Source organism: Sorangium sp. So ce363 (assembly GCF_051520435.1).
Taxonomy (GTDB): Bacteria; Myxococcota_A; Polyangia; order Polyangiales; family Polyangiaceae; genus Sorangium; species Sorangium cellulosum_B.
The window spans coordinates 11,296,623-11,319,855 of the sequence record NZ_CP150333.1 but is presented as its reverse complement, the minus strand read 5'-3'; the positions used below and the strand labels follow the sequence as shown (position 1 = coordinate 11,319,855).

At 72.5% G+C, this 23,233-nt stretch carries 22 protein-coding genes and 1 tRNA gene; 12 read left to right on the top strand and 11 right to left on the bottom strand.

Annotated features, from left to right (window positions below; translation table 11 throughout):
- Positions 1-6 precede the first annotated feature (6 nt).
- Complete coding sequence (locus tag WMF12_RS42640; RefSeq protein WP_437854442.1) at positions 7-1,062, top strand: hypothetical protein; 1,056 nt, start codon at positions 7-9, stop codon at positions 1,060-1,062.
- 367 nt (positions 1,063-1,429) lie between these two features.
- On the opposite strand, the gene WMF12_RS42635 is transcribed toward WMF12_RS42640, so the two are convergent.
- The 3 genes from WMF12_RS42635 to rpe all read right to left on the bottom strand — a co-directional run bounded on the left by WMF12_RS42635 (position 1,430) and on the right by rpe (position 3,955).
- Positions 1,430-1,516 (bottom strand) — tRNA-Ser (locus WMF12_RS42635).
- Positions 1,517-1,673: 157 nt separating this feature from the next.
- Positions 1,674-3,245 carry a hypothetical protein gene (locus tag WMF12_RS42630; protein ID WP_437854441.1) on the bottom strand — a complete coding sequence of 524 codons (1,572 nt, stop codon included), beginning with the start codon at positions 3,243-3,245 and terminating at the stop codon, positions 1,674-1,676.
- Positions 3,242-3,955 (bottom strand): ribulose-phosphate 3-epimerase, encoded by a 714-nt coding sequence (gene rpe / locus WMF12_RS42625; protein WP_437854440.1) that lies wholly within the window; start codon positions 3,953-3,955, stop codon positions 3,242-3,244. Before rpe ends, WMF12_RS42630 begins: the two co-directional genes overlap by 4 nt.
- 174 nt (positions 3,956-4,129) lie before the next feature.
- Between rpe and WMF12_RS42620 the strand changes: the two genes are divergently transcribed.
- Positions 4,130-4,564: a GNAT family N-acetyltransferase gene (locus tag WMF12_RS42620; protein WP_020741352.1), complete on the top strand. Its 435-nt coding sequence runs from the start codon at positions 4,130-4,132 to the stop codon at positions 4,562-4,564.
- Between the two features lie 172 nt (positions 4,565-4,736).
- A complete protein-coding gene (locus WMF12_RS42615) occupies positions 4,737-5,240 on the top strand; it encodes a cyclic nucleotide-binding domain-containing protein (protein ID WP_437854438.1) in 504 nt (167 codons plus the stop codon).
- 65 nt (positions 5,241-5,305) lie between these two features.
- Here the strand turns inward: WMF12_RS42615 and WMF12_RS42610 are convergent, their stop codons facing one another.
- Together WMF12_RS42610 and WMF12_RS42605 are read right to left on the bottom strand one after the other, a co-directional pair.
- Positions 5,306-5,791, bottom strand: a complete 486-nt coding sequence (locus tag WMF12_RS42610) for a hypothetical protein (RefSeq protein ID WP_437854437.1) — start codon at positions 5,789-5,791, stop codon at positions 5,306-5,308.
- A 155-nt stretch (positions 5,792-5,946) separates the two neighbouring features.
- On the bottom strand, positions 5,947-6,363 hold the full coding sequence (locus WMF12_RS42605) for a hypothetical protein (RefSeq protein ID WP_437854436.1): 417 nt from the start codon (positions 6,361-6,363) through the stop codon (positions 5,947-5,949).
- Between the two features lie 213 nt (positions 6,364-6,576).
- Here WMF12_RS42605 and WMF12_RS42600 point away from each other — a divergent pair, with 213 nt between their 5' ends.
- The 3 genes from WMF12_RS42600 to WMF12_RS42590 are packed head-to-tail and all read left to right on the top strand — an operon-like array spanning position 6,577 to position 9,241.
- Positions 6,577-7,275 (top strand): YggS family pyridoxal phosphate-dependent enzyme, encoded by a 699-nt coding sequence (locus WMF12_RS42600; protein ID WP_437854435.1) that lies wholly within the window; start codon positions 6,577-6,579, stop codon positions 7,273-7,275.
- Positions 7,272-7,856 (top strand): TlpA family protein disulfide reductase, encoded by a 585-nt coding sequence (locus WMF12_RS42595; RefSeq protein ID WP_437763446.1) that lies wholly within the window; start codon positions 7,272-7,274, stop codon positions 7,854-7,856. Before WMF12_RS42600 ends, WMF12_RS42595 begins: the two co-directional genes overlap by 4 nt.
- Positions 7,853-9,241: a replication-associated recombination protein A gene (locus tag WMF12_RS42590; protein WP_437854434.1), complete on the top strand. Its 1,389-nt coding sequence runs from the start codon at positions 7,853-7,855 to the stop codon at positions 9,239-9,241. The genes WMF12_RS42595 and WMF12_RS42590 overlap by 4 nt, the downstream gene beginning before the upstream one ends.
- Positions 9,242-9,270: 29 nt before the next feature.
- Here WMF12_RS42590 and WMF12_RS42585 read toward each other — a convergent pair whose 3' ends face one another.
- A complete protein-coding gene (locus WMF12_RS42585; protein ID WP_437854433.1) occupies positions 9,271-9,600 on the bottom strand; it encodes a tetratricopeptide repeat protein in 330 nt (109 codons plus the stop codon).
- Positions 9,597-10,118 carry a hypoxanthine phosphoribosyltransferase gene (gene hpt / locus WMF12_RS42580; RefSeq protein WP_437528234.1) on the bottom strand — a complete coding sequence of 174 codons (522 nt, stop codon included), beginning with the start codon at positions 10,116-10,118 and terminating at the stop codon, positions 9,597-9,599. Before hpt ends, WMF12_RS42585 begins: the two co-directional genes overlap by 4 nt.
- A 149-nt stretch (positions 10,119-10,267) precedes the next feature.
- Between hpt and WMF12_RS42575 the strand changes: the two genes are divergently transcribed.
- The gene (locus WMF12_RS42575) at positions 10,268-10,714 is read left to right on the top strand and encodes an acyl-CoA thioesterase (protein WP_437295991.1); all 447 of its coding nucleotides are present in this window, start codon (positions 10,268-10,270) and stop codon (positions 10,712-10,714) included.
- 47 nt (positions 10,715-10,761) lie between these two features.
- Here the strand turns inward: WMF12_RS42575 and WMF12_RS42570 are convergent, their stop codons facing one another.
- Positions 10,762-12,060, bottom strand: a complete 1,299-nt coding sequence (locus WMF12_RS42570; protein ID WP_437854432.1) for a hypothetical protein — start codon at positions 12,058-12,060, stop codon at positions 10,762-10,764.
- Positions 12,057-12,812 carry an HAD family hydrolase gene (locus tag WMF12_RS42565; protein ID WP_437854431.1) on the bottom strand — a complete coding sequence of 252 codons (756 nt, stop codon included), beginning with the start codon at positions 12,810-12,812 and terminating at the stop codon, positions 12,057-12,059. Before WMF12_RS42565 ends, WMF12_RS42570 begins: the two co-directional genes overlap by 4 nt.
- Positions 12,813-13,031: 219 nt before the next feature.
- On the opposite strand from WMF12_RS42565, the gene WMF12_RS42560 reads away from it, so the two are divergent.
- Positions 13,032-13,424: a hypothetical protein gene (locus tag WMF12_RS42560; protein WP_437854430.1), complete on the top strand. Its 393-nt coding sequence runs from the start codon at positions 13,032-13,034 to the stop codon at positions 13,422-13,424.
- A gap of 101 nt (positions 13,425-13,525) precedes the next feature.
- Here the strand turns inward: WMF12_RS42560 and WMF12_RS42555 are convergent, their stop codons facing one another.
- Together WMF12_RS42555 and WMF12_RS42550 are read right to left on the bottom strand one after the other, a co-directional pair.
- Complete coding sequence (locus WMF12_RS42555) at positions 13,526-16,525, bottom strand: carboxypeptidase regulatory-like domain-containing protein (RefSeq protein WP_437854429.1); 3,000 nt, start codon at positions 16,523-16,525, stop codon at positions 13,526-13,528.
- A gap of 100 nt (positions 16,526-16,625) precedes the next feature.
- The gene (locus WMF12_RS42550) at positions 16,626-17,888 is read right to left on the bottom strand and encodes a LeuA family protein (protein WP_437854428.1); all 1,263 of its coding nucleotides are present in this window, start codon (positions 17,886-17,888) and stop codon (positions 16,626-16,628) included.
- Between the two features lie 158 nt (positions 17,889-18,046).
- Between WMF12_RS42550 and WMF12_RS42545 the strand changes: the two genes are divergently transcribed.
- Genes WMF12_RS42545 through WMF12_RS42530 form a run of 4 tightly spaced genes read left to right on the top strand, consistent with a single transcriptional unit; the run spans position 18,047 to position 23,221 of the window.
- Complete coding sequence (locus WMF12_RS42545; RefSeq protein WP_437854426.1) at positions 18,047-20,341, top strand: heme lyase CcmF/NrfE family subunit; 2,295 nt, start codon at positions 18,047-18,049, stop codon at positions 20,339-20,341.
- Positions 20,338-20,910: a cytochrome c-type biogenesis protein gene (locus WMF12_RS42540; protein ID WP_437742437.1), complete on the top strand. Its 573-nt coding sequence runs from the start codon at positions 20,338-20,340 to the stop codon at positions 20,908-20,910. The genes WMF12_RS42545 and WMF12_RS42540 overlap by 4 nt, the downstream gene beginning before the upstream one ends.
- The gene (locus WMF12_RS42535) at positions 20,907-21,656 is read left to right on the top strand and encodes a hypothetical protein (RefSeq protein ID WP_437854425.1); all 750 of its coding nucleotides are present in this window, start codon (positions 20,907-20,909) and stop codon (positions 21,654-21,656) included. The genes WMF12_RS42540 and WMF12_RS42535 overlap by 4 nt, the downstream gene beginning before the upstream one ends.
- Positions 21,653-23,221 (top strand): carboxypeptidase-like regulatory domain-containing protein, encoded by a 1,569-nt coding sequence (locus WMF12_RS42530; protein ID WP_437854424.1) that lies wholly within the window; start codon positions 21,653-21,655, stop codon positions 23,219-23,221. The genes WMF12_RS42535 and WMF12_RS42530 overlap by 4 nt, the downstream gene beginning before the upstream one ends.
- The last annotated feature ends 12 nt before the right edge of the window (positions 23,222-23,233 follow it).

Here is a 23,233-nt window from a genome sequence, read left to right as displayed (position 1 = left end):
AGAGCGATGATCGACGCGAACGGCGCGACGCACGGCGGGCTCGGGAGCGGAGAAGACGACGGCGAGGAGACGACGCACGGCGGGCTCACGATCGCGCGGTACGGAGAGATCATGGCGCACGTGCGCTATTTCCCTCGCGCCAAGAAGCATGAAGTGCTCGCGTGTCTCGGGGTCGACGAGGAGGACTGGGAGGAGGCCGTCTCCTCGTGGACCGACGCGCTCGCCGACGCGAGCGAGCGGGAGGACGAGGGGCTCTCGCGGCAGTTCGGGCTCGCGGTGGCGCAGACGAAGGACCGGCTCGCCCGCGAGAAGCCGCCCATTGCGTCGCTTGGTCCGCTGCCCGGCGAGCGCGAGAAGAAGCCGGCGACGGCGCAGCAGCTGCCACTGCGGCCGGTTGTCGAGCTGAGCGCGCCGCCTCCGGCCCAGCCGATACGGAACCTCGCGCCGCCTCCGCTCGGGCTTGTGGCGCCGCCCGTGCCTCCCACGCCCGTCGCGCCGGCCTTCGTGATGCCGAAGGGCATGAGGCACTGGACCCACATTCATGGGACGCAGCCCGCGCTCGCAAATGCGCCTGTGAAGCCGGCGCTTCCGTTCTCGTCCGGCGAGCCGGGCGACAGGTCTGGCTCGCCATCCCACGCGGCTGCCCCCGCGGAGGCCTCGCGGGCGCTGGGCCCCGCCGCGCCGCGGGTGGGGGGCGAAACGCTCGATATCTCGTCGGTCGTAGCGGCCGTGCTGGCGCAGGGGAGCTCCGTGAGGCCGGCGTCGGCCGTCCCGCAGGGGACACCCGACGTGCGGACCTCACTCGCGCCGCACGACGTGCTTCCCGCGGACGCGGCGCCGGGGCCACCCACGCTGACGCTGGAGCAATATGCATCGCTCTGCGTGGAGTTCGCGGCGGCGCCGGGTCAGGCGCAGGAGATCTCGTCGCGGTACGGGCTCACGCAGGAGCAATGGACGAATGTCAACGCTTACTGGACAGGGCGGATGTCGAGCGAGCCGGCGGTGCGGGCGGCGTGGGAACGGGCCTGTGTAACCTACAGGCAGTGGCTGATGCGCAGATAGAGGAAGCCCACGCTTCAGCTTCAAGCGATTCCAAAGGCCTTCAGCAAGGCCGCGGGAGATCCATGACCGTCGCTTGGCACGCCCCTACTCGGACACGACCAGCTCCGGCCGGGGGAGAGGGTCCTTAAGCAAGCACGACGCATCCGGTCGATGCCTCATCAGGGCCACGGGCTATCGGAATAGCTCGGCGCAGGGCGATAGTGAATCTGGGCCGCGCGCAACGGAGCCACTCACACAGCTAGAGCCGGACCCAGGGACCTGCCGTGCCCAACGTTGGCCAAATCTCGGGTCCACCCAGTCGGCGGCTGACCCCTTCCCGTCCCTCTTCTCAACCGCGGCAATTATCGGAACCCACAGCAGATTTCAGCGGAGGAGAAGGGATTCGAACCCCTGGTTGAGTTGCCCCAACGGCGGTTTTCAAAACCGCTGCCTTCGACCGCTCGGCCACTCCTCCAAACATCCAGAACGACTCGCTTTTCTGCCTCTTCTACCGCCCCCTGTCAACGCCGCCCTGAGACCCGCACCCCTACCCTGCCCTTCTCCGGGCAGCGCCTGAGCTCTCCATCCCCGGCTCCGCCGCTTCCGCCCCCACCGCCCTTCGCCCCCCGCCCTTACTTCTCCCTCCCCACCGCCGCCCCCGCCAGCGCCCCGGCGCCCTGCACCCCCGCCCCGCCCTTCATCACCTCCGCCAGCCACTTCCCCGCCCCCGCGCACGTCCCCGCCGCGCTGACCTCCCCTCCCCCGCGCCTCGCGTAAGGCCCTGCCACGATCGCCACGTCGCTCCCTCGCGCCGTCCACGCGATCGGCCCGAGCGACGGCCGCCGCCTGCACGCCTTCCCGAAGCGGCGCTCGATCACCTTCCCCGCCTCTGCCGCGTCGCCCGCGCTGTCGAACCGCAGCCGCCACGCGAGCGCGAACTCTTTCCGCGACGGGTCCTCCGGGTCGTCCCGCCGCACCACCGCGAATCGATCCCCGCCCCACCCCGCCGCCGCGCCGATCGCCGCATCGCGGTGGGCATACGCCGCGAACGCGATGCGCAGCGCCTGCTCGCCCATCACGTCGTCGAAGACGACGCGGAACCCCGGGCCGAGCGCCGCGGCCGTCGGGACCGCCACCGCGACGGCGGGCTCGCGCGCGGCGAGCTTCTCCGGATGGAGCAGCTGCTCGGTGGTCTCCGGCAGCGCGCGCCAGACCGCATCCACCGAAGCCCACCCGCCCTCCCGGCGCAGCGCCTGCACGAACGCGAAGCCGTCCGTGTACGGGGCGCCCAGCGACTCCTGCAGCACGAGCGGCGTGTCGCCCACGGACGACAGCGCCGTCGACATCGCCACGAGCCTGCGGAGCATCGACTCGTCGACCTGGAACGCCGAGCCGACAAGCACGTCGAACATCGCGCTCATCGCCTCGCCCTCGACGAGCGCGTGTGTGGCCGCCAGGCGATCGCTGTCGCCGAGCTTGAAATCGAGCAGCCTCCCCAGCGAGAAGCTCTGGTCCTGGAGCGCGTGGACGAGCTCGTGTGCCAGCGTCTCCTCGGCCTCGGCCTCGCTGAGATCGTCGACGAGGTACATCGTCGCGTCCTCCGGCTCGTAGAAGCCCGCGATGCGGCCCTCGAGCAGGCGGTACATCCCGGCGGTGAAGTCGTAGTCGGCCGGGATGAGCTCGAGCGCCGCGAGCACCTCGCGCTGGTGATCGAGCACGCCCTCGGGGATCTCTCGCTCCACGTGCGCGCGGACCCGCTCCAGGATCTGCCCGCGGGCGAGCACGCGGCTCCGCACCTCGCGACGGACCGGCAGGCCCCGCGCCTTCGCCACGCGCGCGAGCACGCGTGCGATCTCGCCGTCGGTCAGGCGAGCCGCGTCCTCGTCGAGCTCGTCCGCATCCACCGGGCCTGCGCCCCCAGCCGGCCGAGGCGCGGCTGACGCCGCAGGGAGCGTCGCAGCCGAGGCCTGCGCTCGCGGCGGCGCCGCAGGCGCGGCCGTCGGCGCGCACCCGGCGAGCACAGCCGCCCCGACCAGCCCGACCAGCCCAACCTCCCCAACCGGCGCCGCCGCGAGCGCCGCCACCGCCGCAAACGCCGCACCGCGCCAGCGGCCACGCTTCGACGTCGCGCCCATCGCGCCCATCGCGCTCATCGCGCAGCGCGCCTGACCCGCCGCGGCAGCGTCCTCGACGCGCCGGGTCACGACGGCTCCCTGGCGGGCGTGCGGAGCGCGCGGATCGCCTCGGCATACCGCGCGACGCGCACGTCGAACGGCAGATCCTCGCCCCGCGCCACCGCGCCGAACACCGCCGAGCCCGCGACGAGCGCCCGCGCCCCGGCGGCGATGACCTGCCCGGCGGTCGACGGGGCGACGCCGCCGTCGACCTCGAGCGCGATGTCCAGGCCTGCCTGGTCGATCGTCTGGCGCAGGCTCTGCAGCTTGGTGAGCGCCCCCGGGATGAACCGCTGGCCGCCGAACCCGGGGTTGACGCTCATCACCAGCACCAGATCGATATCCGCCATCACGTGCCGGATCGACTCCTCCGGCGTGTGGGGGTTCAGCACGACGCCAGGGCTCGCGCCTGCGTCCCTGATCTGCTGGAGCGTCCGGTGCAGGTGAGGCGACGCCTCGACGTGGACCGAGATGCGATCGGCGCCGGCGGCCGCGAACTCCGCGACGTAGCGCTCGGGCTCGACGATCATCAGGTGGACATCGAGGGGAAGACGCGTCGCGGCGCGAACCGCGCGGACGACGAGCGGCCCGATCGTGATGTTTGGCACAAACCGGCCATCCATCACGTCAACGTGGATCCAGTCGGCGCCAGCGGCCTCAGCGGCCCGTACTTCCTCCGCGAGACGACCGAAGTCAGCCGACAGGATCGACGGAGCGACGATGATTTTCTCGTGACGCACAGGGTAGCGCTAGCAGGCGTGACGCGCGGCGGCTAGCCGAGCATCCACGAGCGCGCTTACGGGGAGGCCGGCGCGGCTGCTAGGCTGCGCAGGTCTTCGCGAAGCGTTCGTGTCGTGCGCGCGGACGCTGCAGATCGAAGGCTGGGGATCCGAACCGTTCGAGTGAGGTGATGCATGGAGACACGGCCGCTGACGAAGCCCGACTACGACCGGATCGTGGGCGAGATCGATCGGTGGTGGGCGGGCCCAACCAGCGCGCTCGCGCACCCGATCTTCTTCTACGAGCTCGGCAGGCTCGCGCGCGTCGTCGAGGATCGCGGGCTGCTCGTCGGCTTCCTGCTCGGGTTCAGGTGCCCGGACGCGGCGATCGGGTACGTGCACCTCGTCGGCATTCACCCGGACTATCGCCGCCGCGGCGTCGGCAGGATGCTCTACGCGGCGTTCGAGGAGGACTGCCGCCGCGAGGGCTGCCGGCAGCTCAAGGCGATCACGACGCTGGGCAACGAGGGCTCGGTGCGCTTCCACGCCGCGGTCGGCTGGTCGGCGGCCGAGGTCGAGGACTACGCCGGGCCTGGGCGTCCGCGGATCGTGTTCACCAAGGACCTCTAGTGCGGATCGCGCGGAGCACGGGCGTGTTGCGGCGTACGCTCTCGACGGGGTACATCTGCTCGGGACCGCGAGGTGGAGCGATGCGAGAAGGCGGGCATGTTCGCGACGTGGTGGTGGGCGTTGTCGGGTCAGCCGGCAGGACGGTCGCCGCGGGCGCCCTCGGTGCATCCAGGTGAGCCATAACCCTTCGCTGATCACGCAGCTGCGCGAGATCGGGCTGTTCGGAGGCCTGGGCGATCACGTCCTCCAGGGCCTCGCCGACACGCTGGAGCTGCTCGATCTGGAGCCGGGCGCCGTCGCCTTTCGCGAGGGCGACAGCGGCCGCGAGATGTTCGTGCTGCTCTCGGGGGAGATGGAAGTGCTCAAGCGGTCGAAGCGCGACGTCGAGGCGCGCATCGCGGTCCTCGGGCCGAACGACTGGTTCGGCGAGATGTCGATCCTCGACGTGATGCCTCGCTCGGCGACCGTCCGGGCGATCGCCCCGTCGCGCTTGCTGCGCGTCACCGCGCACGATCTCGACGCCCTCTACCGGCGCGATCTCAAGTCGTACACGCTGCTGGTGCTGAACATCGCGCGCGAGATGTCGCGCCGCCTTCGCGTGGCGGACAGCCTGCTCGCCGAGCTGGTAGCGAACATGCTCGACGAGTACGCGCGGCCGCGGCGACCCGGGATCTGAGCCGGCGCCGCCGCGTCAGTCGACGTCGAGCGCTCTGCCCGCGGGCGCCGGGCCCATCGGTCGCCTCATCCGCCGTCTGGACCGATCGCTCCACCGGCGCCGGCTTCGCCGCCCGCGCCGCCTGCACCACCGCCGCCGGCGTCGCCACCGTCGCCGGCTTCGCCGCCCACACCACCAGCACCGGCTTCGCCGCCTGCGCCGCCCGCACCACCGTCGCCCGCTTTGCCACCCGCGCCGCCCGCACCACCGGCGCCGACTGGGTTGGCCGGTTCGCCCCCCGTGCCGGTTCCGCCGGTGCTAGCGGCCCCAGTCGAACTGGACCCAGTCGAACTGGCGCCGCTCGAACCGGCCGCGTCTGGCAGGAGACCACCGCCGCCCGCGCCGTCGTCTTCGCCGGGATCGCCGGCGGCGACGCCCCCTCCTGCGCCGGTCGCGCCGAGGTCTTCGCAATCACCGCACCCGATGCCCCCCTCGGCGGGAGGCTCCGGTTGTGGATTGAACACACAGCCCGCAAGGACGACCCCGAACACAAGGACGACAAGCTGGCGCATAAGCTCCCTCCTCATAGCACCCTGCGCATCTCCCTGCCCGCTTGTGCGGCGCCCTCGTCCGCGGGAATGCTGCGTCGAGCGCGATCCGTCGGCTGCTTCTCGCTCGCTCTTACCGCCGGGTCGACGCCGCCGTCAGGCCCGGGCCGCGTGCTCCTTCAGCCGCATTCCACGGCTCCGGCGCCTCCAGCGCCGCCAACACCGCAGGGCTCGCCGCCCGCGCCGCCCTGACCGCCCGCGCCGCCCGCGCCGCCCGCGCCGCCCGCGCCGCCCTGGCCGCCCTGGCCGCCCGCGCCGCCCTCGCCCCCTCCAGCACCGCCCTGAGCGCCCGCGCCACCCTGGCCGCCCGCCGCGCCCCCATCGCCACCGCCGCCCGCGCCCGTGGTCTCCCCGCTGCCAGCGCTGGTCCCTGCCGCCGTGTTGCCGGCGCCACCCGAACCTGAGCCGCCGACCGCCGCACCGGTTGACGACGACCCGGAGGGATAGGGATCCCTGTCATCGAACGGCGGTTCAGGCTGCGGGTTGAACGAGCATCCAACCGCGAGGAGCAGGGGGAGGAACAGCAGGCTTCGCATGGCGGGTACGCCGAGTATGGCAATCAACATGCCACGTGAAAATAGCCAGAAAGCGCCTTGCTCGGTCCGCCGTCGACGCGGTGCTCAGGCACACTCTGGCACGCCGCTCGGGCGGTTGGATCCGGCACTTCCCTCCGCGCCACGACGCGCGCGGAGCGTCCGCTGCGGGTGTCCCCCTGGTGTCCACGGCGGCAGCTCGCGGTATCGTGCGGCGTGATTTCGGAAGACCTGGGGAACGTCGCATCGCGGCTCGACGAGGTGCGGCGCCGGATAACGAGCGCCGCCGCGCGGGCAGGGCGCGGGCCAGAGGAGGTCCGGCTCATCGCCGTGTCCAAGGGGAAGCCCGCGGAGGCCATCCGCGCCGCCTACGCCGCCGGGCAGCGCGATTTCGGCGAGAACTACGCGCAGGAGCTCGTCGAAAAGGCCGAGGCGCTCGCCGATCTCGACGGGCTCGTGTGGCACGCCATCGGCCAGCTCCAGAGGAACAAGGCGAAGCTCGTCGCGCGCGTCGCGCACGTCGTGCAGTCGGTCGACCGGGAGGAGCTCGCCGTGGAGCTCGATCGACGCGCGGCCGCGCTCAACCGCACCCTCGACCTCTTGATCGAGGTGAACGTCGGCGGCGAAGCCTCGAAGGGCGGCTGCGCCCCCGACGATTTCGCGCCGCTCCTCGCCGCGATCACCCGGTGCGCACACCTCCGGCCGATCGGCCTCATGACCATCGCGCCGTTCCTCGAGGACCCGAGCGACGTCGTGCCGTTCTTCGCGCAGCTGCGCGCCCTGCGCGACGCGCACGGCGGCCGGGCCGTGCTGCCCGAGCTCTCGATGGGCATGTCGCACGATTTCGAGGCAGCCATCGCGGAAGGCGCGACGTGGGTCCGCGTCGGCACCGCCATCTTCGGAGCCCGCGGATGACGGCGACGTCCGCCGCGTCGCGCCTCGGCGCGGCCCTCCCTGGCGGTGGCGTCGCGCGCGGCGCCACGTTGGCTACGTGCGCGCTGCTCGCGCTCGCGTGCGGGCCGGGCGCGATGCCCGCGTCGGTGCGCCACCCGCTCGTCGGCAGCGCCGCGCCGGAGTTCCACGCAGAGTCCACGGCGGCGGTCACCGTCGGCGTGCCCGGCACGCGCAGGACGCGGGTCACCGTGATCGACTTCTGGGCGTCCTGGTGCGCGTCGTGCAGCCGGACCATGCCGGCGCTCGACCGGCTCTGGCGCGACCGCAAGGCGGACGGGGTGGCCGTGATCGGCGTGAACGTCGACGACTCGGAGGCCGCCGCGGAGGCCGCCGCCTACGAGCTCGGCGCGACGTTCCCCATCGTCGCGGACCTCGATCAGCGGCTCTCCGGGACCTACGGCGTCGCGCAGGTCCCCCTCACGTTCGTGGTCGACGGCGCGGGCACCGTGCGCTGGGTCGGGCACGATCCGGCGAGCGCGCGCCGCGCCGTCGAGGTCCTCCTCTCGGAGCGCCCCGCGGGCGCGCGGTCGGTCTTCGAATGAGCGCGCCCCGGGGCGGCGGCGGCGCGCGACGGCGGCCCGCGGGCGACGAGCCGACGCTCTTCGACGCCGCCCGGCAGCGGGAGCCGGAGCTCAGGGCCGCGGTGCCCCTCGCCGAGCGCATGCGCCCGCGCTCGCTCGAGGACATGCTCGGCCAGGCCCACCTCCTCGGCGAGGGCAAGCTGCTCGCTCGCGCGATCGCGGCCGACCGGATCCCCTCCATGATCCTGTGGGGCCCGCCGGGCGCCGGAAAAACCACGCTGGCGCGCGTCGTCGCGCACACGACGAACGCCCGCTTCGTCCCCTTCAACGCCGTGCTGGGCGGCGTGCCGGAGCTCCGCGAGATCCTCGCCCAGGCGCGCACCGCGCGCTCCTACGAGGGCAAGCGGACGATCCTGTTCGTCGACGAGATCCACCGCTTCAACAAGGCCCAGCAGGACGCCTTCCTCCCGCACGTCGAGGACGGGACGATCACGCTCATCGGCGCGACCACCGAGAACCCCTCGTTCGCGGTCAACGCGCCGCTGCTCTCCCGGTGCAAGGTCTTCCGGCTCCAGGGCCTCGACGCCGCGGAGCTCGTCGAGCTCCTGCGCCGCGCCCTCGAGTCGCCCGCCGGGCTCGCCGGCGCGATCGCCGCCGACGACGACGCGCTCTCGGCGATCGCGGCGCTCGCGCAGGGCGACGCGCGCAGGGCGCTCACCACGCTGGAGATCGCCGCGGACGAGGCGGGGCGTGCGGGCGCCTCCACGATCACGCGCGAGCTCATCGCCGGCGCGAGCGAGCACAAGACGCTGCTCTACGACAAGGCGGGCGAGGAGCACTACAACGTCATCAGCGCCTTCATCAAGTCGATGCGCGGCTCCGATCCCGACGCCGCCATCTACTGGCTGATGCGCATGATCGAGGCCGGAGACGACCCGCTCTTCCTGCTGCGCCGGATGATGATCTTCGCCTCCGAGGACATCGGCAACGCCGACCCGCGCGCGCTGGAGATCGCCGTCGCCGCGGACGCCGCGTTCCGGCGCATGGGGATGCCGGAGGGGCTCTACCCGCTCACGCAGGCGGCGCTCTACCTCGCCACGGCCCCGAAATCGAACGCCTGCAAGACCGCCTGGCACGCGGCGCAGGCCGCCGTGCGCGAGCACGGCGCGCTCCCGGTCCCGCTCACGCTGCGCAACGCGGTCACGCGGCTGATGCGCGACGAGGGCTACGGCGAAGGCTACCGCTACGCGCACGACGAGCCGGGCGGCGTCGCGCGGGGTGAGGCCTACCTCCCCGAGCCGCTCGCGGGCAGCCGGTTCTACGAGCCGACCGATCGCGGCTACGAGCGGACCATCGGCGAGCGCCTCCGCCGGATCCGCGGCGAGGGGGAGGGCGAGGGCGGCTGAGGCGCGGCGCCGGCCGAGCCGTCACGGCGTCACGCGTCGTCGTCGTCGCCGCCCGCGCCGGCGAGCGCCTGCTGGAGCTCGCTCAGCGCGTGCTGATCTCCCTTGCTGCGCGCGGCCCCGATGCCGTCGACCAGCCAGGCGCGCCCCTCGTCGAGGCGGCCTGCCTTCACCAGCATCGTCCCGCACATGAGGTACATCGGCACGTACGCCGGATCCATCGCCCGGAGCGCGCCGAACGTGGCGAGCGCGTCGTCGTGGCGGCCCTGGCCCGCGTACTCCAGCGCGAGCGCGTACCAGTGGAATGGATCCTTCGACCCATCCCGGGTCATCTTCTCGAGCATCAGCAGCCGCTTGCTCACGTCGCCTCCACAACCCCGATGAACGGCAGGTTCCGATAGCGCTCGGCCCAGTCGAGCCCGTAGCCGACCACGAATTTGTCCTCGATCGTGAAGCCCAGGTAGTCGATCGGCACCTCGACCCGCGCGCGCGCCGGCTTGTGCAGGAGCGCGCAGACCTTCACGCTGTTCGGCATCCTCGTGCGGAAGAGCTGGAGCAGGTGCGAGATCGTGAGGCCCGTATCCACGATGTCCTCGATGAGGAGGATGTCCTCGCCCTCGATCGGGCGGGTGAGGTCCTGCGTGATCTGGACGACGCCTGTCGAGGCCGTGCCCTCGCCGTAGCTGCGCACGCCGAGGAACTCGACGCGCACCGGGAGGTCGATGTGGCGCGCGATGTCGGCGGTGAACACGAAGCTCCCCTTGAGCACGGAGACGAGCACGAGCCGGCGCTCCGCGTAGTCCCGGGTGATCTGCGCGCCGAGGTCGCGCACGCGAGCGCCGATCTGTTCGGCGGACAGGAGCGTCCGGACATTCGCCATGGTGCCCGCTAACATCGCGGCGCCCGCGCCACCAGCGCCCAGGCGGGCCCGCCGTCGCCGCGCTGCGATCCCATGTCGTGCGGCTGGTGTCGCGCGGTCGCTCTGCTGCTGCCCGGGTCGAAACTGGGTTAGTCTCTGCGCCTCCCGCGATGCCGCTCCCTTCTCTGCCTGACGCGCCCCCGCACCTCACCTCGCGCACGCCCCTGGCCGTCCGCTTCTGCGAGACGGATCTCATGGGCATCGTCCACCACGCGAACTACGTCATCTACCTGGAGGCTGGCCGCATCGACTGGCTGAAGCGCCGCGGCCTCTCGTACGAGGAGATGGTGCGGCGCGACCTTCACCTCGCCGTCGCGGAGCTGCGGATCAAGTACCGCCAGGCCGCGCGGTTCGGCGACGACCTCGTGGTCGAGACGACCTGCCGCGAGGTCCAGCGCGTCACCGCGCGCTTCAGCTACCGGATCCTCCGGGGCGAGGACGTGATCTGCGACGGCGACATCCTCCTCGCGTGCCTGGGCTCGAACCTGACGCTGACGCGCATCCCGGACGACATCGTCCAGCTCCTGGCGAGCCCCGAGACGACGGCCGATCGCTAGGGCAGGGGACGCCGTCCTCGCTTCCGCCGCCGTCCGCCGTCCTCGCTTCAGCCGCCGTCCGCCGCCTCGGCCCCGCTGCGCACGATGCGCGCCGGCATCTCGACCGTCTGCGGCGGCTCGATGCGCTCGCCGAGGAACGTGCGCCACTGGACGACGTAGCGCCCGCGCAGGGGCCCGATCACGTAGCGCTCGCTCGCCTGCGGCACGGCGACCGCGGGGATCCCGTCGACGAGCAGGTAGAGCAGCGCGTCCGTCTGGTTGACCGCGACGAACCCCTCGCCAGGCGCGCCCGGGTCGACGCTCGCAGGCAGCTGGAGCGGCTCTGATCGGATGGCCGCGAGCTCGTCGCGCGTCAGGAAGACGCCGCCCTGCGCCGACGGGAGCCCGGCGGCGGCGTACGCGGCGCTCGGGGGCGGCATGAGCATGTCGGTCGAGATCAGGTCCGTTCGCCGGGCGATCGACGTGACCTCGAACGCGACGCCGCCGCCGCCTTGCCAGGCATAACTCGCGTAGAGCGGCACCTCGCCGGCCACGCACTCGGGCGACTTCGGATCCACGCCGAGGATCTCCAGCAGCGCCCGGCAGAGCAGCGGCCCCCCGTCGCCGGCCTCGGTGACCCTGCCGAGCTCGACGTACAGCGTGCCGAGGCCCCCGTGCACCTCGACCTTGCGGACGTCGATCTCGAGCCGCTTGCCGTCGCCGACAGGACGCGCCGAGCCCGTCGACAGCGGCGTCACGTCGACGCGCCGCTCGCCGAGGAGCGTGCGGAGCGCCCCCGGCGGCACGACCCGGTACTGGGTCAGGGACGGCCAGAGCAGCACCTCGCCGTACACGTCGTGGCGCGCGCGGAGCTCGGAGCCCGCGGGCAACGGGAGCGCCCGTGACGTGAACTGGACCCGCATCCGGCCCGTCTCCGCGAGCTCGACCTTCCACGTCAGCTCGGTGAGCTTCTGCGCCGCGTGGATCCCGGAGGCCGCCACCTCGGGCGCCTTGGGGGGCTGCGGCACGTCACGGAAGCGGAACGCCGCCTCGAGCATGACGCCGGGGAGCTCGCGGGGCGAGAGCGCGTCGTCCGGCAGGGGGGTGGCGGGCGAGAGCGGCAGCGGCGACTGCGGGCTCGCCTCGGACATGATGAGCCGGCCGTAGTCGTCGGCGATGATCTTCGCGGTCGCCTCGGCGGCGGAGGCGTCGATCAGGTCCGGCGTCTCGTTCGCGAGCGGCGCGGGGAGGATCCTCGCGTTCGGGCTCGCGCCGGCCTCCACGGGATCGACGGGCGGGTGGCGCGACGGCTCGCACCCGGCGGCGGCGAGCAGCAGGAAGGCCGCGGCGGCGCGCGCGGCGATCACGGCTCCAGCTCGAACGTGTGGATGACGCGCACGCGCGCGTCGAGCGGCGGCGGGTCGGGCGCGCACTGCGTGTCCAGGAAGACCGCGGTGCAGCGGGGATGGCAGCCCAGGAGCAGGTTGCAGTTGGCCGCCTCGTTGTCGAACACCGCGATGACCCGCCCGAGCCGCGAGAGCTGCGGCGCGACGCTCCGCTTGAACTCGGTGTCGGGCATCTCGAACCTCGGCTTCACGACGAGCTCCGTGCCGATGACCCCGATGGGGAAGCCGAGGTCGCGCAGGCTCGCGAACGAGCCGAGCGCCATCTTCGGCAGGTCGCGGCCGGTGAGGTACACGAGGGTCGCCCCCGCCGCGTGGCAGTCGCGCGCGTACTGGCTCGCGCCCGGCACCTCGACGTCGTGCCGGATGTGCGGATCGTTGAAGAAGCGGGCCCTCCAGAAATCGAACGCGTGCAGGTGGAGCGCCTCGTCGTCGACGCCGAGCTGCCGCAGGTTGTCCTGGAACCCGTACACGATGCCGTCGGGCGACGCGCGCTCGAGGAGGGCGGCGGCGTGCGGGTGCTTGCGGCGCCACTCCTCCGCCAGCTCATGGAGGATCGCGACCACCCGCGGCCGGTTATCCATGAGGGTGCCGTCCAGATCGAAGACGATCACGGGGGGCCCCTCCGACCGATCGGCCGCGCGCTCGACGATGGATCTCAGGAGCCGCGTCCGCTCGAGAGGGACGAGGCGCTTCTCGTGAAACAGCGTGCTCAAGGTCGTCGCGCCGTGGAAACGCGCACCGTCCGCGCGGCTCCTCGGGCCGGAACCCTAGCGCGAACTCACCCTCCCCAGAAGCGGCGGCGCCCCCACCCCTTCGCCGGGCCCTGCGGATCTGCGTAAGTGTGCAGAAATATCCTACATTGTTGGCCTAGTCATTCCGTTCTTCGTAGGATTTTCCAAATCGGGACCCGTCGAGGCTCCGAAGGAAGGCCCATGCAGAACCGCATCAAGACCGCTCTGGCCCTGGCGATGGCGCTGACCGCCGTGGTGGGCTGCTCGAAGACCCCTCGCGATCGTCTGCAGGGGCGCTGGCATGGCGATGCCATCGAGAACGCCCCTGTGGATCAGCTCACCAAGGCGACCGGATGGGTGAAGGGAACAGCGCTCGAGTTCAACGGCAGCAAGGTGACGGTGACCGTGCCCGCGGAGACGCCGCGCAGCGGCACCTTCAAGGTGACGAAGGCGGACGGCGATCAGATGACCGTCGCTTTCCTCCGCCCCGAGGGCGGGCTCGATGAGGCGGCGTTCCGCTTCGCCACGGATCAGACGCTGCGCTGGGAGATCGGCGACGGCCGCGCCATCGTGCTGACGAAGGCGAAGAACTGAGCTCGGCCGGCGCCGCGCCCATCCGGCGCCGCTGCCGAGCACCGCTGCCGGGCGCTCGCTCCGGGCGCCTCCGCCGGCGCCCCGAGCGAGCGCCCGGCCGTCTATCGCCGCACCCGCTCCCTCCGCACCCGCGTGAGCCACCGCGCCTCGCCGCGATCGCCGTCCCGCGCGAGCAGCACCACGACATCCTCCGAGAGCGGCCCGGTGAGGCGCCGCCGCGCTTCCTCGATGGAGCGCACCTCGACGCCGTTCACGGACAGGAGCCGATCGCCGGGCTCGATGCCGGCCTCCTCGGCCTCGCTCGCCGGGGGCACCGACACCACGGTCACGGTCTTTCGCTCCTCGCCGAGCGTCACCGCCAGGCTCCCTGCGCCCTTCGGATCTTGCCGCGCGCCGTCTCCTGGCAGCGCGATCCTCACGCGCTCGGTCGTCCTTCCAGCCCGGACCTGCACCGGCTGCGACTCGGCGCGCCCGAGATCCGCGCTGTACGCCTCGATGACCGCCGTGCCCTCGGGCAGCCCGCCGAGCTGGAACCGCCCGTCGCGGTCGGTGGTCACGACGCCCGGCGGCAGCGGGCCGAGCGGCAGGTACGTCGGCACGCGGTCGCGCGCGACGCGGGCCCCCGCGACCGCGTCCCCGCGCTGATCGACGACCTGGCCGGCGACCTCTCCCGCCTCGGACAGGTCGATGCGCCCGAGGTCCGTCGGGCGATCGGGATCGCCGGCGATCGTCACCCGCAGCGTCGCCGGCGCGTACCCGTCGCGGCTCACCGTCACGCGGAACTGGCCCGGCGCGAGGTCGGCGAGCGTGAAGGCGCCCTCCGCGTCGCTCGTGGCGCGGCGCGGCCCGGTCGTCGAGAACAGCGTGATCCGCGCGCCCTCGATCCGCTCCCGCCCGCCGCGCCCGGTCACGGTGCCGGTCGCCTTGAGGGCGGCGCCCATCTCGAGCCGCAGCTCCTTCGGCGCGGCGTCGACCTGCTCGACGCGCGGGGACTTGCCGGAGCGCACGAGGCTGATCCGGAGCGGCAAGCCGGCGGCGTCGGGCAGCAGCGCGTCGCCGTCGTCGTCCGTGAACAGCGTCTTGCGGAGCGGAACGGCCACGTCGAGCGAGAGCACGCGCACCTCCACCCGATCGAGCGGGTAGCCGCGATCGTCGGCGACGTGGATGGCCACCGCCTCGCGCACCTTCGGGAGGACGACCTCGATCTCCTTGCGATCGCGCTCCGGCACCTCGACGACGAGCCGCGCCACGACGTCGCCTGGCGACTCGGCCCGGGAGACCGAGACGAGCACCTCGTCGGGGACCGCGGCGAAGGCGAACGTGCCGTCGTCCGCGGAGTACGTCACCCGCTCGAGCGAGCCGGCGGTCGCGGCCAGCTCCACGCGCGCGCCGGCGACCGGCTTGCGGTCCTCCTCGAGGACGCGGCCCTCGAGCAGGCCGCCCTGGCGCATCACCACGCGCACGTGGGCCTCGCCGCCCGGCTGCAGGGTCACGATCTCGCTGGGCGTCTCGACGTACTCCGGGTGCCGGACGATGGCGTGGACGCGCCCGGGGGTGACGGGCTCGGCCCGGAACGTGCCATCGGCGCGCGTGACCCACGGCTCGCCCGACCGCACCGAGGCGGCCGGCAGGACAGCGTCGCCATGCGGCAGGTCCGGGATGGGGCCCGGCATGACCCCGAGCTCGCCCGCGGGGATCAGCGGCGCCGGGCCGGGCAGGGCGCGCTCGAAGTGCTCGTCCCTGAACTCGGACATCGCGGTGGTCTCGTCGATGGGCATCCCCTCGGCGTCGGCGCCCACGACCTCGATCGTCGCGCCCGGGACCGGGTAGCCGCGGTCGTCGACGACCTCACCCACGAGCGCGCCGCCGCGGAGCAGGGGGATGCGCACCTCGGTCGCGCCCGCGTCGACCTGCACGGCGTTCCTCGGCACGAAGCCGGCCGCCAGGGCCGAGGCGCTCGCGTACCCCGGCGCGATGGGCCCGAGCGTCACGGACCCGTCGTCGCCCGTGCGGCCGTGCAGCGGGAACGCCGACAGGCCCTGCTCGACGAGCACGACGTTCGCGCCCTTCACGGCCGGCGCGTCCTCGCCGTCGCCGTCGGTCACGAGGAGCCTCACGTGGCGGCCGGGCCCGAGGACGAGCTTCACCTCCTTGCCCTCGCCGCGCCTCACGGGCACGGCCAGCGCGGTCGCGCTCACGGCGGCGCCGCGCCGGGCCTTGAGGTCGTACACCCCGTCGCGGAGCCCGGCGATCCGCGCGGCGCCCGTCGCGTCGGTGGTCGTGCTGCGCGCTGGCCAGAGGCCGGTGCCGGCGGCGAGCACGGTCGCGCCGTCGGCCGGCTGCCCCTCCGCGTCCACCACGCGGACCGTGAGGGCGCCGAGCCGATCCATGCGGAGCCGGAGCGGCGCCGGCCCGGGCACGATGCCCGTCCGCACGGTGTCCTCGAAGCCGAGCGCCGACGCGCGGACGACGTAGGGCGTCGCCCCGAGCCGATCGAACCGCGCGCGGCCGCCTTCGGCGGTGGTCGCCGCGAAGGGGAGGGGATCGGCGGTCGCGACCGTCACCTCGGCGCCGTCGATCGGGCGCTCGGCCTCGTCGACGACCAGCACGTCCAGCACCTTCGCGGGCCGCAGCACGAGGTCGACGGCGCGGGGGCCTGGCTCGAGCGCGACGCGGGTCGAGGCGCGGGCCCGCTCCGCGCCGTACGCCATGATCCAGGCCTCCCCGGACGGCAGCCCGGCGAAGCGAGCCTCGCCCGACGGATCGGTCTTCAGCTCGCCCGCGAAGTAGGCGCGGTCCTCGCGCATGGCGAAGACGCGCACGGTGGCGTCCTTCAGCGGGCGCCCCTGCTCGTCGCGCACGGTGGCGGTGAGCTCTGCCGCGCGCCCTTCCACCCACGCGGGCACCGGCGGCGCCGGGATCGGCGCCCGCGGCAGGAACCGCGGCCCCAGATCGCGCAGCGTGGTCGCGGCGAGGAAGCAGACCAGCGCGGCGATCGCCGCCAGGACGGTATCGAGCCGCGACCGGCGGTCGGCCCGGTCACCTTCCGCTGCGGGTTGCTTGTCCTGTTCCGCTGCGGGTTGCTTGTCCTGCTCGGCCACGGCCTGGATTTCTACTCCGGATCCGTGAAAACGCCGAACGTCCCGCCGCCGTTCCCGCCGCCAGCGCCTGATCGCGCGGCGCCGCGCCGGCGTCCCGAGATCAGGCCTGGCGGCCGCGGTGCAGCTCGATCACGGCCTGGATCTCCTCCTCGGACAGGATGTGATCCGTCGCCTTGGCCTTCGCCAGGATGGCGTCGACGAGCTCCTTCGAGGGCTCGATCTTCCGCTGCCGGAGCCAGTAGTTCACGTTGGAGGCCCCGGACATGTAGCCCACGCAGATCTCCTGCTTTCGCCCGAACATGCCGGCGGGGACGCCGGAGTAGATCCGGTCGGCCATCCAGGAGTCGCCCTTCGACTCGGCCTTGATGATGGCCGCCGCGTGCACGCCGGTCGCCGTGCGGAAGGCGTCCCGTCCGACCAGGGGATAATTGATGGGCACCTCCCAGCCGACCGCCTGCGCGGCCGTCGTGCAGTACTCGAGGAGGTGGGTGAGGTCCTGGTGCTCGAGGAGGCCGAGGAGCTTCATGTTGAGCAGGATGAGCTCCATCGCGGCGTTGCCGACCCGCTCGCCGATCCCGAGGGCGGTGCCGTGCACCCGGTCCGCGCCGAACTGGAGCGCCCAGATCGCGTTCTCGAGCGCGAGGCCGCGATCGTTGTGGCCATGCCAGTCGATGCCGACCGACGCCCCGGCCCCCGCGACGATGGCCCGCGTGAAGTTGATGAGGTTGCGAACCCCGTCCGGCGTCGCGTGCCCGACGGTATCGCACAGGCACAGCCGGGACGCGCCGTGATCGATGGCGACCTTGAAGAGCGTCGCCAGCACCTCGGGGCGCGAGCGCGTCGTGTCCTCCGTGACGTAGGCGACGGGGAGCCCGGCCTTCACGCCCGCGTCGATCGCCGCGGCGCTCCGCTGCGCGATGAGGTCGACGTCCCACGCCTCCGCGAGCTGGCGGATCGGGCTCGATCCGATGAAGGCGTAGATCTCCACGGGGATCCCTGCGCGCTGGGAGATCTCGATCATGGGCGTGATGTCCGAGACGACCGTGCGGCCCGCGCAGGCGACGCGGAGCGGCAGGTTGTTGTCGGCCACCTCCCTGCACATCCGGAGCACGTCCTCGAACGCCCGCTGCGAGCTGCCGGGCAGGCCGACGTCGGCGATCTGGATGCCGATCTTGGCCATCAGGTGGAGCAGCTTGAGCTTGCTCTCGATGTTCGGATCGGCGACCGAAGGGTTCTGCAGGCCGTCGCGCAGGGTCTCGTCGAAGAAGCCGATGTTCTCCGGGATGACCCGCCCGACGCGCCCCACCTCGTTCCAGTCGTAGATCAGCTCGGTCGGGCGGTTACCGGAGGCAGCGATCGCCATGCACTATTATAGTGCGCCGCGCTCGACGCCGGGCCTGAAGCGAAGCTTTTCCGGGGCGCTCGACATGACGCACGGCGCAGGTGGAGACGCGCGATCGGTCGCGCGCTGCGGTGCGCTGGCCCTGCGCGCCCGGCAAGCCTAAGCTTGCGCCCACGACGATGTGGCAATCCCTACCTGAGTTCGGGACCGGCGTCCTTTACGCCATTCTGGTGACCGCGGCGTATACCTTCGCCGTCGGGCTCGCGTCGGCGCGCGGGCGGCCGCGGCTGCTCCAGGCCGCGCGGCTCGGCGCGTACGGCACGATCGCGCTGGTCGGCCTCGCGGTGCTCGTGCTGGCGTACGCCTTCGTCAGCCACGATTTCCGGATCGCCTACGTCGCGCAGTACAGCGACCGGTCCATGAGCACGCCGTACCTCATCGCCGCGCTCTGGGGCGGGCAGGACGGCTCGCTGCTCTGGTGGATGTTCCTGACCGCGCTCTTCTCGGGGGGCTGCGTCGTCTGGCTGCAGCGCCGGTATCTGGAGCTCCAGCCCTACGTCATCGCGACGCTGATGAGCGTCCTGATCTTCTTCGCGGCGCTGATGATCTTCGCGGTGAACCCGTTCCGGACGAGCGTGGCGGGCGCCCCGCTCGACGGCAACGGGCTGAACTACCAGCTGCGCAACTTCTACATGATCATCCACCCGCCGAGCCTCTACATCGGCTTCACGAGCGCGGCGGTCCCGTTCGCGTTCGCGATCGCCGCGCTCGCCACGGGCCGGCTCGACAGCGAGTGGATCGTGGCGACGCGCAAGTGGATGCTCTTCTCCTGGCTGTTCCTCTCCATCGGCAACGTGCTCGGGATGCTGTGGGCTTACGAGGAGCTCGGCTGGGGCGGCCCGTGGGCCTGGGATCCGGTCGAGAACGCCGCGTTCCTCCCGTGGCTCACCGCGAGCGCCTACGTCCACTCGACGATGATCCAGGAGCGCCGCGGCATGCTGAAGGTGTGGAACATCTCGCTCATCTGCGGGACGTTCTTCCTCACCATCTTCGGCACCTGGCTCACGCGGTCCGGCCTCATCGCGAGCGTCCACTCGTTCGCCCAGTCCGGCATCGGCATCTGGTTCGTCGGCTTCATGGCCGTGATCCTGGCCATGTGCACCGCGCTGATCGTCTACCGCCTGCCGCGGCTGCGCAGCGACGGGCAGTTCGAGTCGATGCTGTCGCGCGAGGCCGCGTTCCTCTTCAACAACTGGGGCTTCTTCAGCATCATGATCTTCATCGCGGTCGCGACGGTGTGGCCGCGCATCAGCGAGTGGCTGCTCGACCAGAAGTCGACGCTCGGGCCGACGTTCTACAACATGTGGCTGCCCCCGATCGCGCTCGTGGTCTTCCTGCTCATGGGCGTCGCGCCGCTGCTCGGGTGGCGGAAGACGTCGCCGGAGCTCTTCCGGAAGAGCTTCCGCTGGCCGGTGCTGGCCACGGTCGTCACGGCGGCGCTCCACCTGACGCTCGGGAAGAGGGTGGGCTTCGCCCCGTTCGTCGCCGTGGACCCGATCTACCCCGGCCAGCTCGGCGACGCGCTCGCGAAGCTCGCGTCGACCTACCCGTTCTTCACGGTGGCCATCGCCGCGTTCAACATCGCCGTGGTCGCGCAGGAGTTCGCCCGCGGCATCGCGGCGCGGCAGAAGCGCGGGAAAGAGCCGCTCTTCACCTCCTTCTACAACCTGATCGCCAGGTCACGGCGCCGCTACGGCGGCTACATCGTGCACGTCGGCATCGCGGTGATGTTCCTCGGGTTCGCCGGCCGCGCGTGGGGCGTCGACAAGGAGATCAGCCTCCACCCGGGCGAGTCCGTGCAGATCGAGGAGTACCGCCTCACCTACGCCGGCCCGCGCATGGAGGTCGACAGCGAGAAGCGGATGGTCTTCGCCGACCTCGACGTCGAGCGCCACGGCGCGCCGATCGGCCGGATCAGCCCCGCGAAGTTCATCTACAAGGCGTCCCCGGAGGCGCCGTCGACCGAGGTCGCGCGGCACATCACCGTCAAGAACGACCTCTACGTGATCATCGGGATGGCGAACCCCCAGACGAAGGTCGCTTCGTTCCAGATCCACGTGAACAACCTGATCTCGTTCATGTGGTTCGGCGCGGGCATCCTCATCCTGGGGGCGCTCGTCGCGATGTGGCCTGACATCGCGCTCGAGGAGGCCGGCGCGTTCGGTTATGTGCGGGCGGCGGGGTCCGTCACCGCGTCCGTCGTGTTCGCCTTCCTGCTCGCCGGCGGCCCATCGCAGGCCTACGGGCACCCCGTCCAGGAGGGGCTCGGGCGGCCCGTCTTGCTCGCGCCGGGCGCGGCGGACGGCGACGTCCGCGCCCCGGGCTCGGGCGCGTCGGTTGATCCCGGGCGGGCGCCCGCGATCGGTGCCATGCTCCCGACCGCTGCCGAACCGAGGCAGCCGGCGTTCGAATGAGCCGCACGCGAAGACTCATCCAAGGCATCACCCTCCTCGTCGCGGGCGCCCTCGCCCTCGTCGTCCTGCTGCGCTCGCCGGAGTTCGCCCACAGCCAGCAGCTCGGCGAGGGGATGCAGCGCTCGGGCGTCGTCGGCATCGCGAACGACATCGAGCGCAAGCTCTTCTGGAGCCTGATCTGCACGTGCGGCTGCCCGCGCGAGACCCTCGGGACGTGCACGTGCGGCACCGCGCACGAGCGCCGCGACCAGCTCCGCGCGGCGCTCGCGTCGGGGCTGTCGATCGAGGCCATCCAGGCCGCCTACGCCGAGCGCTACGGGGCGGAGGCGCTGGCCGTGCCGCCGAACAAGGGGAGCCAGCGGCTGCTCTACCTCCTCCCGCTCGGCGCCATCGTGGTCGGCGCGGGCATCGTCGTCGCGACGCTGCGCCGATGGAAGCGGCGCAGCGACGAGGCGGGCGCCGCCGGCCAGCAGCGATCCGCGAAGGGCGTTGTCCCCGGCGCCCGTGACGATTACGACGACAAGCTCGACGAGGAGCTCAAGAGCCTGGACCGCGAAGACCGCGAATGAGCGCCGAACAGCCCGCCAAAAGCGCCACCTCGGCCACGGCCGACGAGACCGTGACCCGGGGTACTGACTCGCCGCTGGAGCGGCAGATCGTGCACTACGCCCGCTTCGGGGCGCCGCTCGCGGCGCTCGTCGGCGCCGGCATCGCGGGGCTCGTCGCCGGGCCGCCTGCGGCGATCCTCGTGCTCGCGGGCGGCGCGCTCGTCGCCGTCATCGCCATCTTCTGGGCGAGCCTCCGCGTGCTGATCGGGGAGACGCCGCTGAGCGGCGCCGACGCGTACGCGATCGGCGCGCCGCGCGCGGAGGAGGAGCAGAAGCAGGCTGTCCTGCGCGCGCTCAAGGACCTCGAGTTCGAGCGGAGCGTCGGGAAGATCAGCGATGAGGACTACGCCGAGCTCGTCGCGAAGTACCGCGCCGAGGCGAAGCGGCTCCTTCGCCTGCTGGACGCCGACGCGCAGCCGCGGCGCGAGCAGGTCGCGGCGCTCGTGGCGAGGCACCTCCAGCGCGCCGGGCTCCAGGACGACGGCGCGCCCAAGGAGCCGGACGAGGCCGCGGCGACGGTGGAGCCCGCGGCGACGCAGGGCGTGGCGTGCGGGGAGTGCGGCACGCTGAACGACGAAGACGCGGTGTTTTGCAAGAAGTGCGGGACGAAGCGCGCGCTCGGCGCGCCTCAGGACGACCCGGCTGCGACGGACGACGCCGCGGCCAGCGTCGATGAGGATGAGAACGACCGCAGGAGGGCCTCGTGATGCGCTGGACCGGGTGTACCGCGCTCGCCGCGATCGCCTCGCTGAGCATCACCGCCGCGCAGGCGGTGCAGGCGCAGCCGGCGGCGTCGGCGCAGCCCACGGCGGACAAGGCCGCGCCGGCGCAATCCGCAGCGGCGAAGCCGGGTGAGAAGCCGGCGGCGACGCCGGGCGGCGCCGCGCCTGCCGGCGCCGGCGGTCCTGCTGCGACCTCGACGGCGGCGGACGCAGGCGCGCCCGACGCTGCGAGCGAGCTACCGCCGGGGCATCCCGAGGTGGGGCAGGGGCTGCCTTCGGGCCATCCGCCGGTGGGGAAGCCTCCCGCGGCAGATGCGGCCTCCCGGCGCGCCTCGGAGCAGCTGACGGGCCTGTTCGATGCGCCCGAGGACACCGTCCAGGAAGACACAGGGCTCCCGCCCGGCGTCCTCGTGCTCACCGTGCAGGACGCGGATGGGAACCCCGTCCCTCGCATCTCCGTCGACGTCGACATCTTGCAGAGCTCGGTGGCGAAGGGCGACTCGCGCGAGCGCATCAGCCGAGAGACGGACGACGCGGGCACCGTCCGGCTCGAGAACCTCGCGATCGCCGGCGGCACGAGCTACGGCATCTCGGTCACGCGCGACGGCGGAACGTTCTCGATCCCGCATTTCGGGCTCAGCGCCGAGGCCGGAAAGCGGGCTGTGCTCCACATCTACGATGCCACGCCGAACGTGAGCGGCCTCATGGTCGGAACGCAGGGCATCGTCTACCTCCAGCTCCGGCAAGACTCGATCTCGGTGGAGCAGCTGTTCCAGGTCTTCAACCTCGGCCGCGTCGCCTGGCTGCCCAACGAGACGTTCGCGCTCCCGCGCGACTACAAGGCCTTCAACAAGACCGAAGGCATGGGCGAGGAGATGCGCTTCGACGAGGTCAAGGGCACCGGCGTGGCGCTGCGCGGCACCGTGAGCCCTGGCCGGCACGAAGGGCAGTTCCGCTGGCAGGTCCCGCTCCATGACGAAGAGCGCCAGACGATCCGCATCGAGCTGCCGCCGCGCATGGCCCAGATGCGGGTGATGGCCGAGGCGTCAAAGTCGATGACGCTGAACGTCGCCGGCTTCCCCGCGGCCCAGCGCACCCAGAACCGGGACGGGAAGAAGATCCTGATCACCGAGATGCAGGGCGTCCGCACGGAGGGCGGGATGAAGGTCATCGAGATCACGCTCGGTGGTCTGCCGACGCCGGGCGTGGGCCGGTGGATCGCGCTGGTGCTGGCCGGCGCGACCGTGATCGGCGGGGCCGCGCTGAACCTGGTCCGGCGGCGCGACCAGGACCGCGGGCCCGACGACGAGGAGCGGCGGGAGCTGCTCGAGGCGCGGAACGCGCTCCTCGACGAGTTCGTCGAGCTCGAGCGCGCGCGGAAGCGGGGCGACGTCGGCCCGAAGACGTACGATCGCGTCCGTGCGGCGCTCCTCGACGCGCTCGCGCGCATCGTGGCCATGATCGAGGCCAGGCCGGCGCGCGGGAAGGCCGCTGGCGCGCGCGAGGCGGCCGGCGCGCTCAAGGCCGACGCCGGATCGCCGCGCTCCTGAGGGGTGGGGGCA

What these genes read in the sequence shown, in the direction of transcription:
- WMF12_RS42620 (WP_020741352.1), top strand. Translation starts at nt 4,130, where the DNA reads ATGGAGACACGGCCGCTGACGAAGCCCGACTACGACCGGATCGTGGGC.
- WMF12_RS42575 (WP_437295991.1), top strand. Translation starts at nt 10,268, where the DNA reads ATGCCGCTCCCTTCTCTGCCTGACGCGCCCCCGCACCTCACCTCGCGC.
- WMF12_RS42540 (WP_437742437.1), top strand. Translation starts at nt 20,338, where the DNA reads ATGAGCCGCACGCGAAGACTCATCCAAGGCATCACCCTCCTCGTCGCG.
- WMF12_RS42605 (WP_437854436.1), bottom strand. Translation starts at nt 6,363, where the DNA reads ATGCGAAGCCTGCTGTTCCTCCCCCTGCTCCTCGCGGTTGGATGCTCG.
- WMF12_RS42595 (WP_437763446.1), top strand. Translation starts at nt 7,272, where the DNA reads ATGACGGCGACGTCCGCCGCGTCGCGCCTCGGCGCGGCCCTCCCTGGC.
- WMF12_RS42535 (WP_437854425.1), top strand. Translation starts at nt 20,907, where the DNA reads ATGAGCGCCGAACAGCCCGCCAAAAGCGCCACCTCGGCCACGGCCGAC.
- hpt (WP_437528234.1), bottom strand. Translation starts at nt 10,118, where the DNA reads ATGGCGAATGTCCGGACGCTCCTGTCCGCCGAACAGATCGGCGCTCGC.
- WMF12_RS42550 (WP_437854428.1), bottom strand. Translation starts at nt 17,888, where the DNA reads ATGGCGATCGCTGCCTCCGGTAACCGCCCGACCGAGCTGATCTACGAC.
- WMF12_RS42640 (WP_437854442.1), top strand. Translation starts at nt 7, where the DNA reads ATGATCGACGCGAACGGCGCGACGCACGGCGGGCTCGGGAGCGGAGAA.
- WMF12_RS42545 (WP_437854426.1), top strand. Translation starts at nt 18,047, where the DNA reads ATGTGGCAATCCCTACCTGAGTTCGGGACCGGCGTCCTTTACGCCATT.
- WMF12_RS42610 (WP_437854437.1), bottom strand. Translation starts at nt 5,791, where the DNA reads ATGCGCCAGCTTGTCGTCCTTGTGTTCGGGGTCGTCCTTGCGGGCTGT.
- WMF12_RS42590 (WP_437854434.1), top strand. Translation starts at nt 7,853, where the DNA reads ATGAGCGCGCCCCGGGGCGGCGGCGGCGCGCGACGGCGGCCCGCGGGC.
- WMF12_RS42560 (WP_437854430.1), top strand. Translation starts at nt 13,032, where the DNA reads ATGCAGAACCGCATCAAGACCGCTCTGGCCCTGGCGATGGCGCTGACC.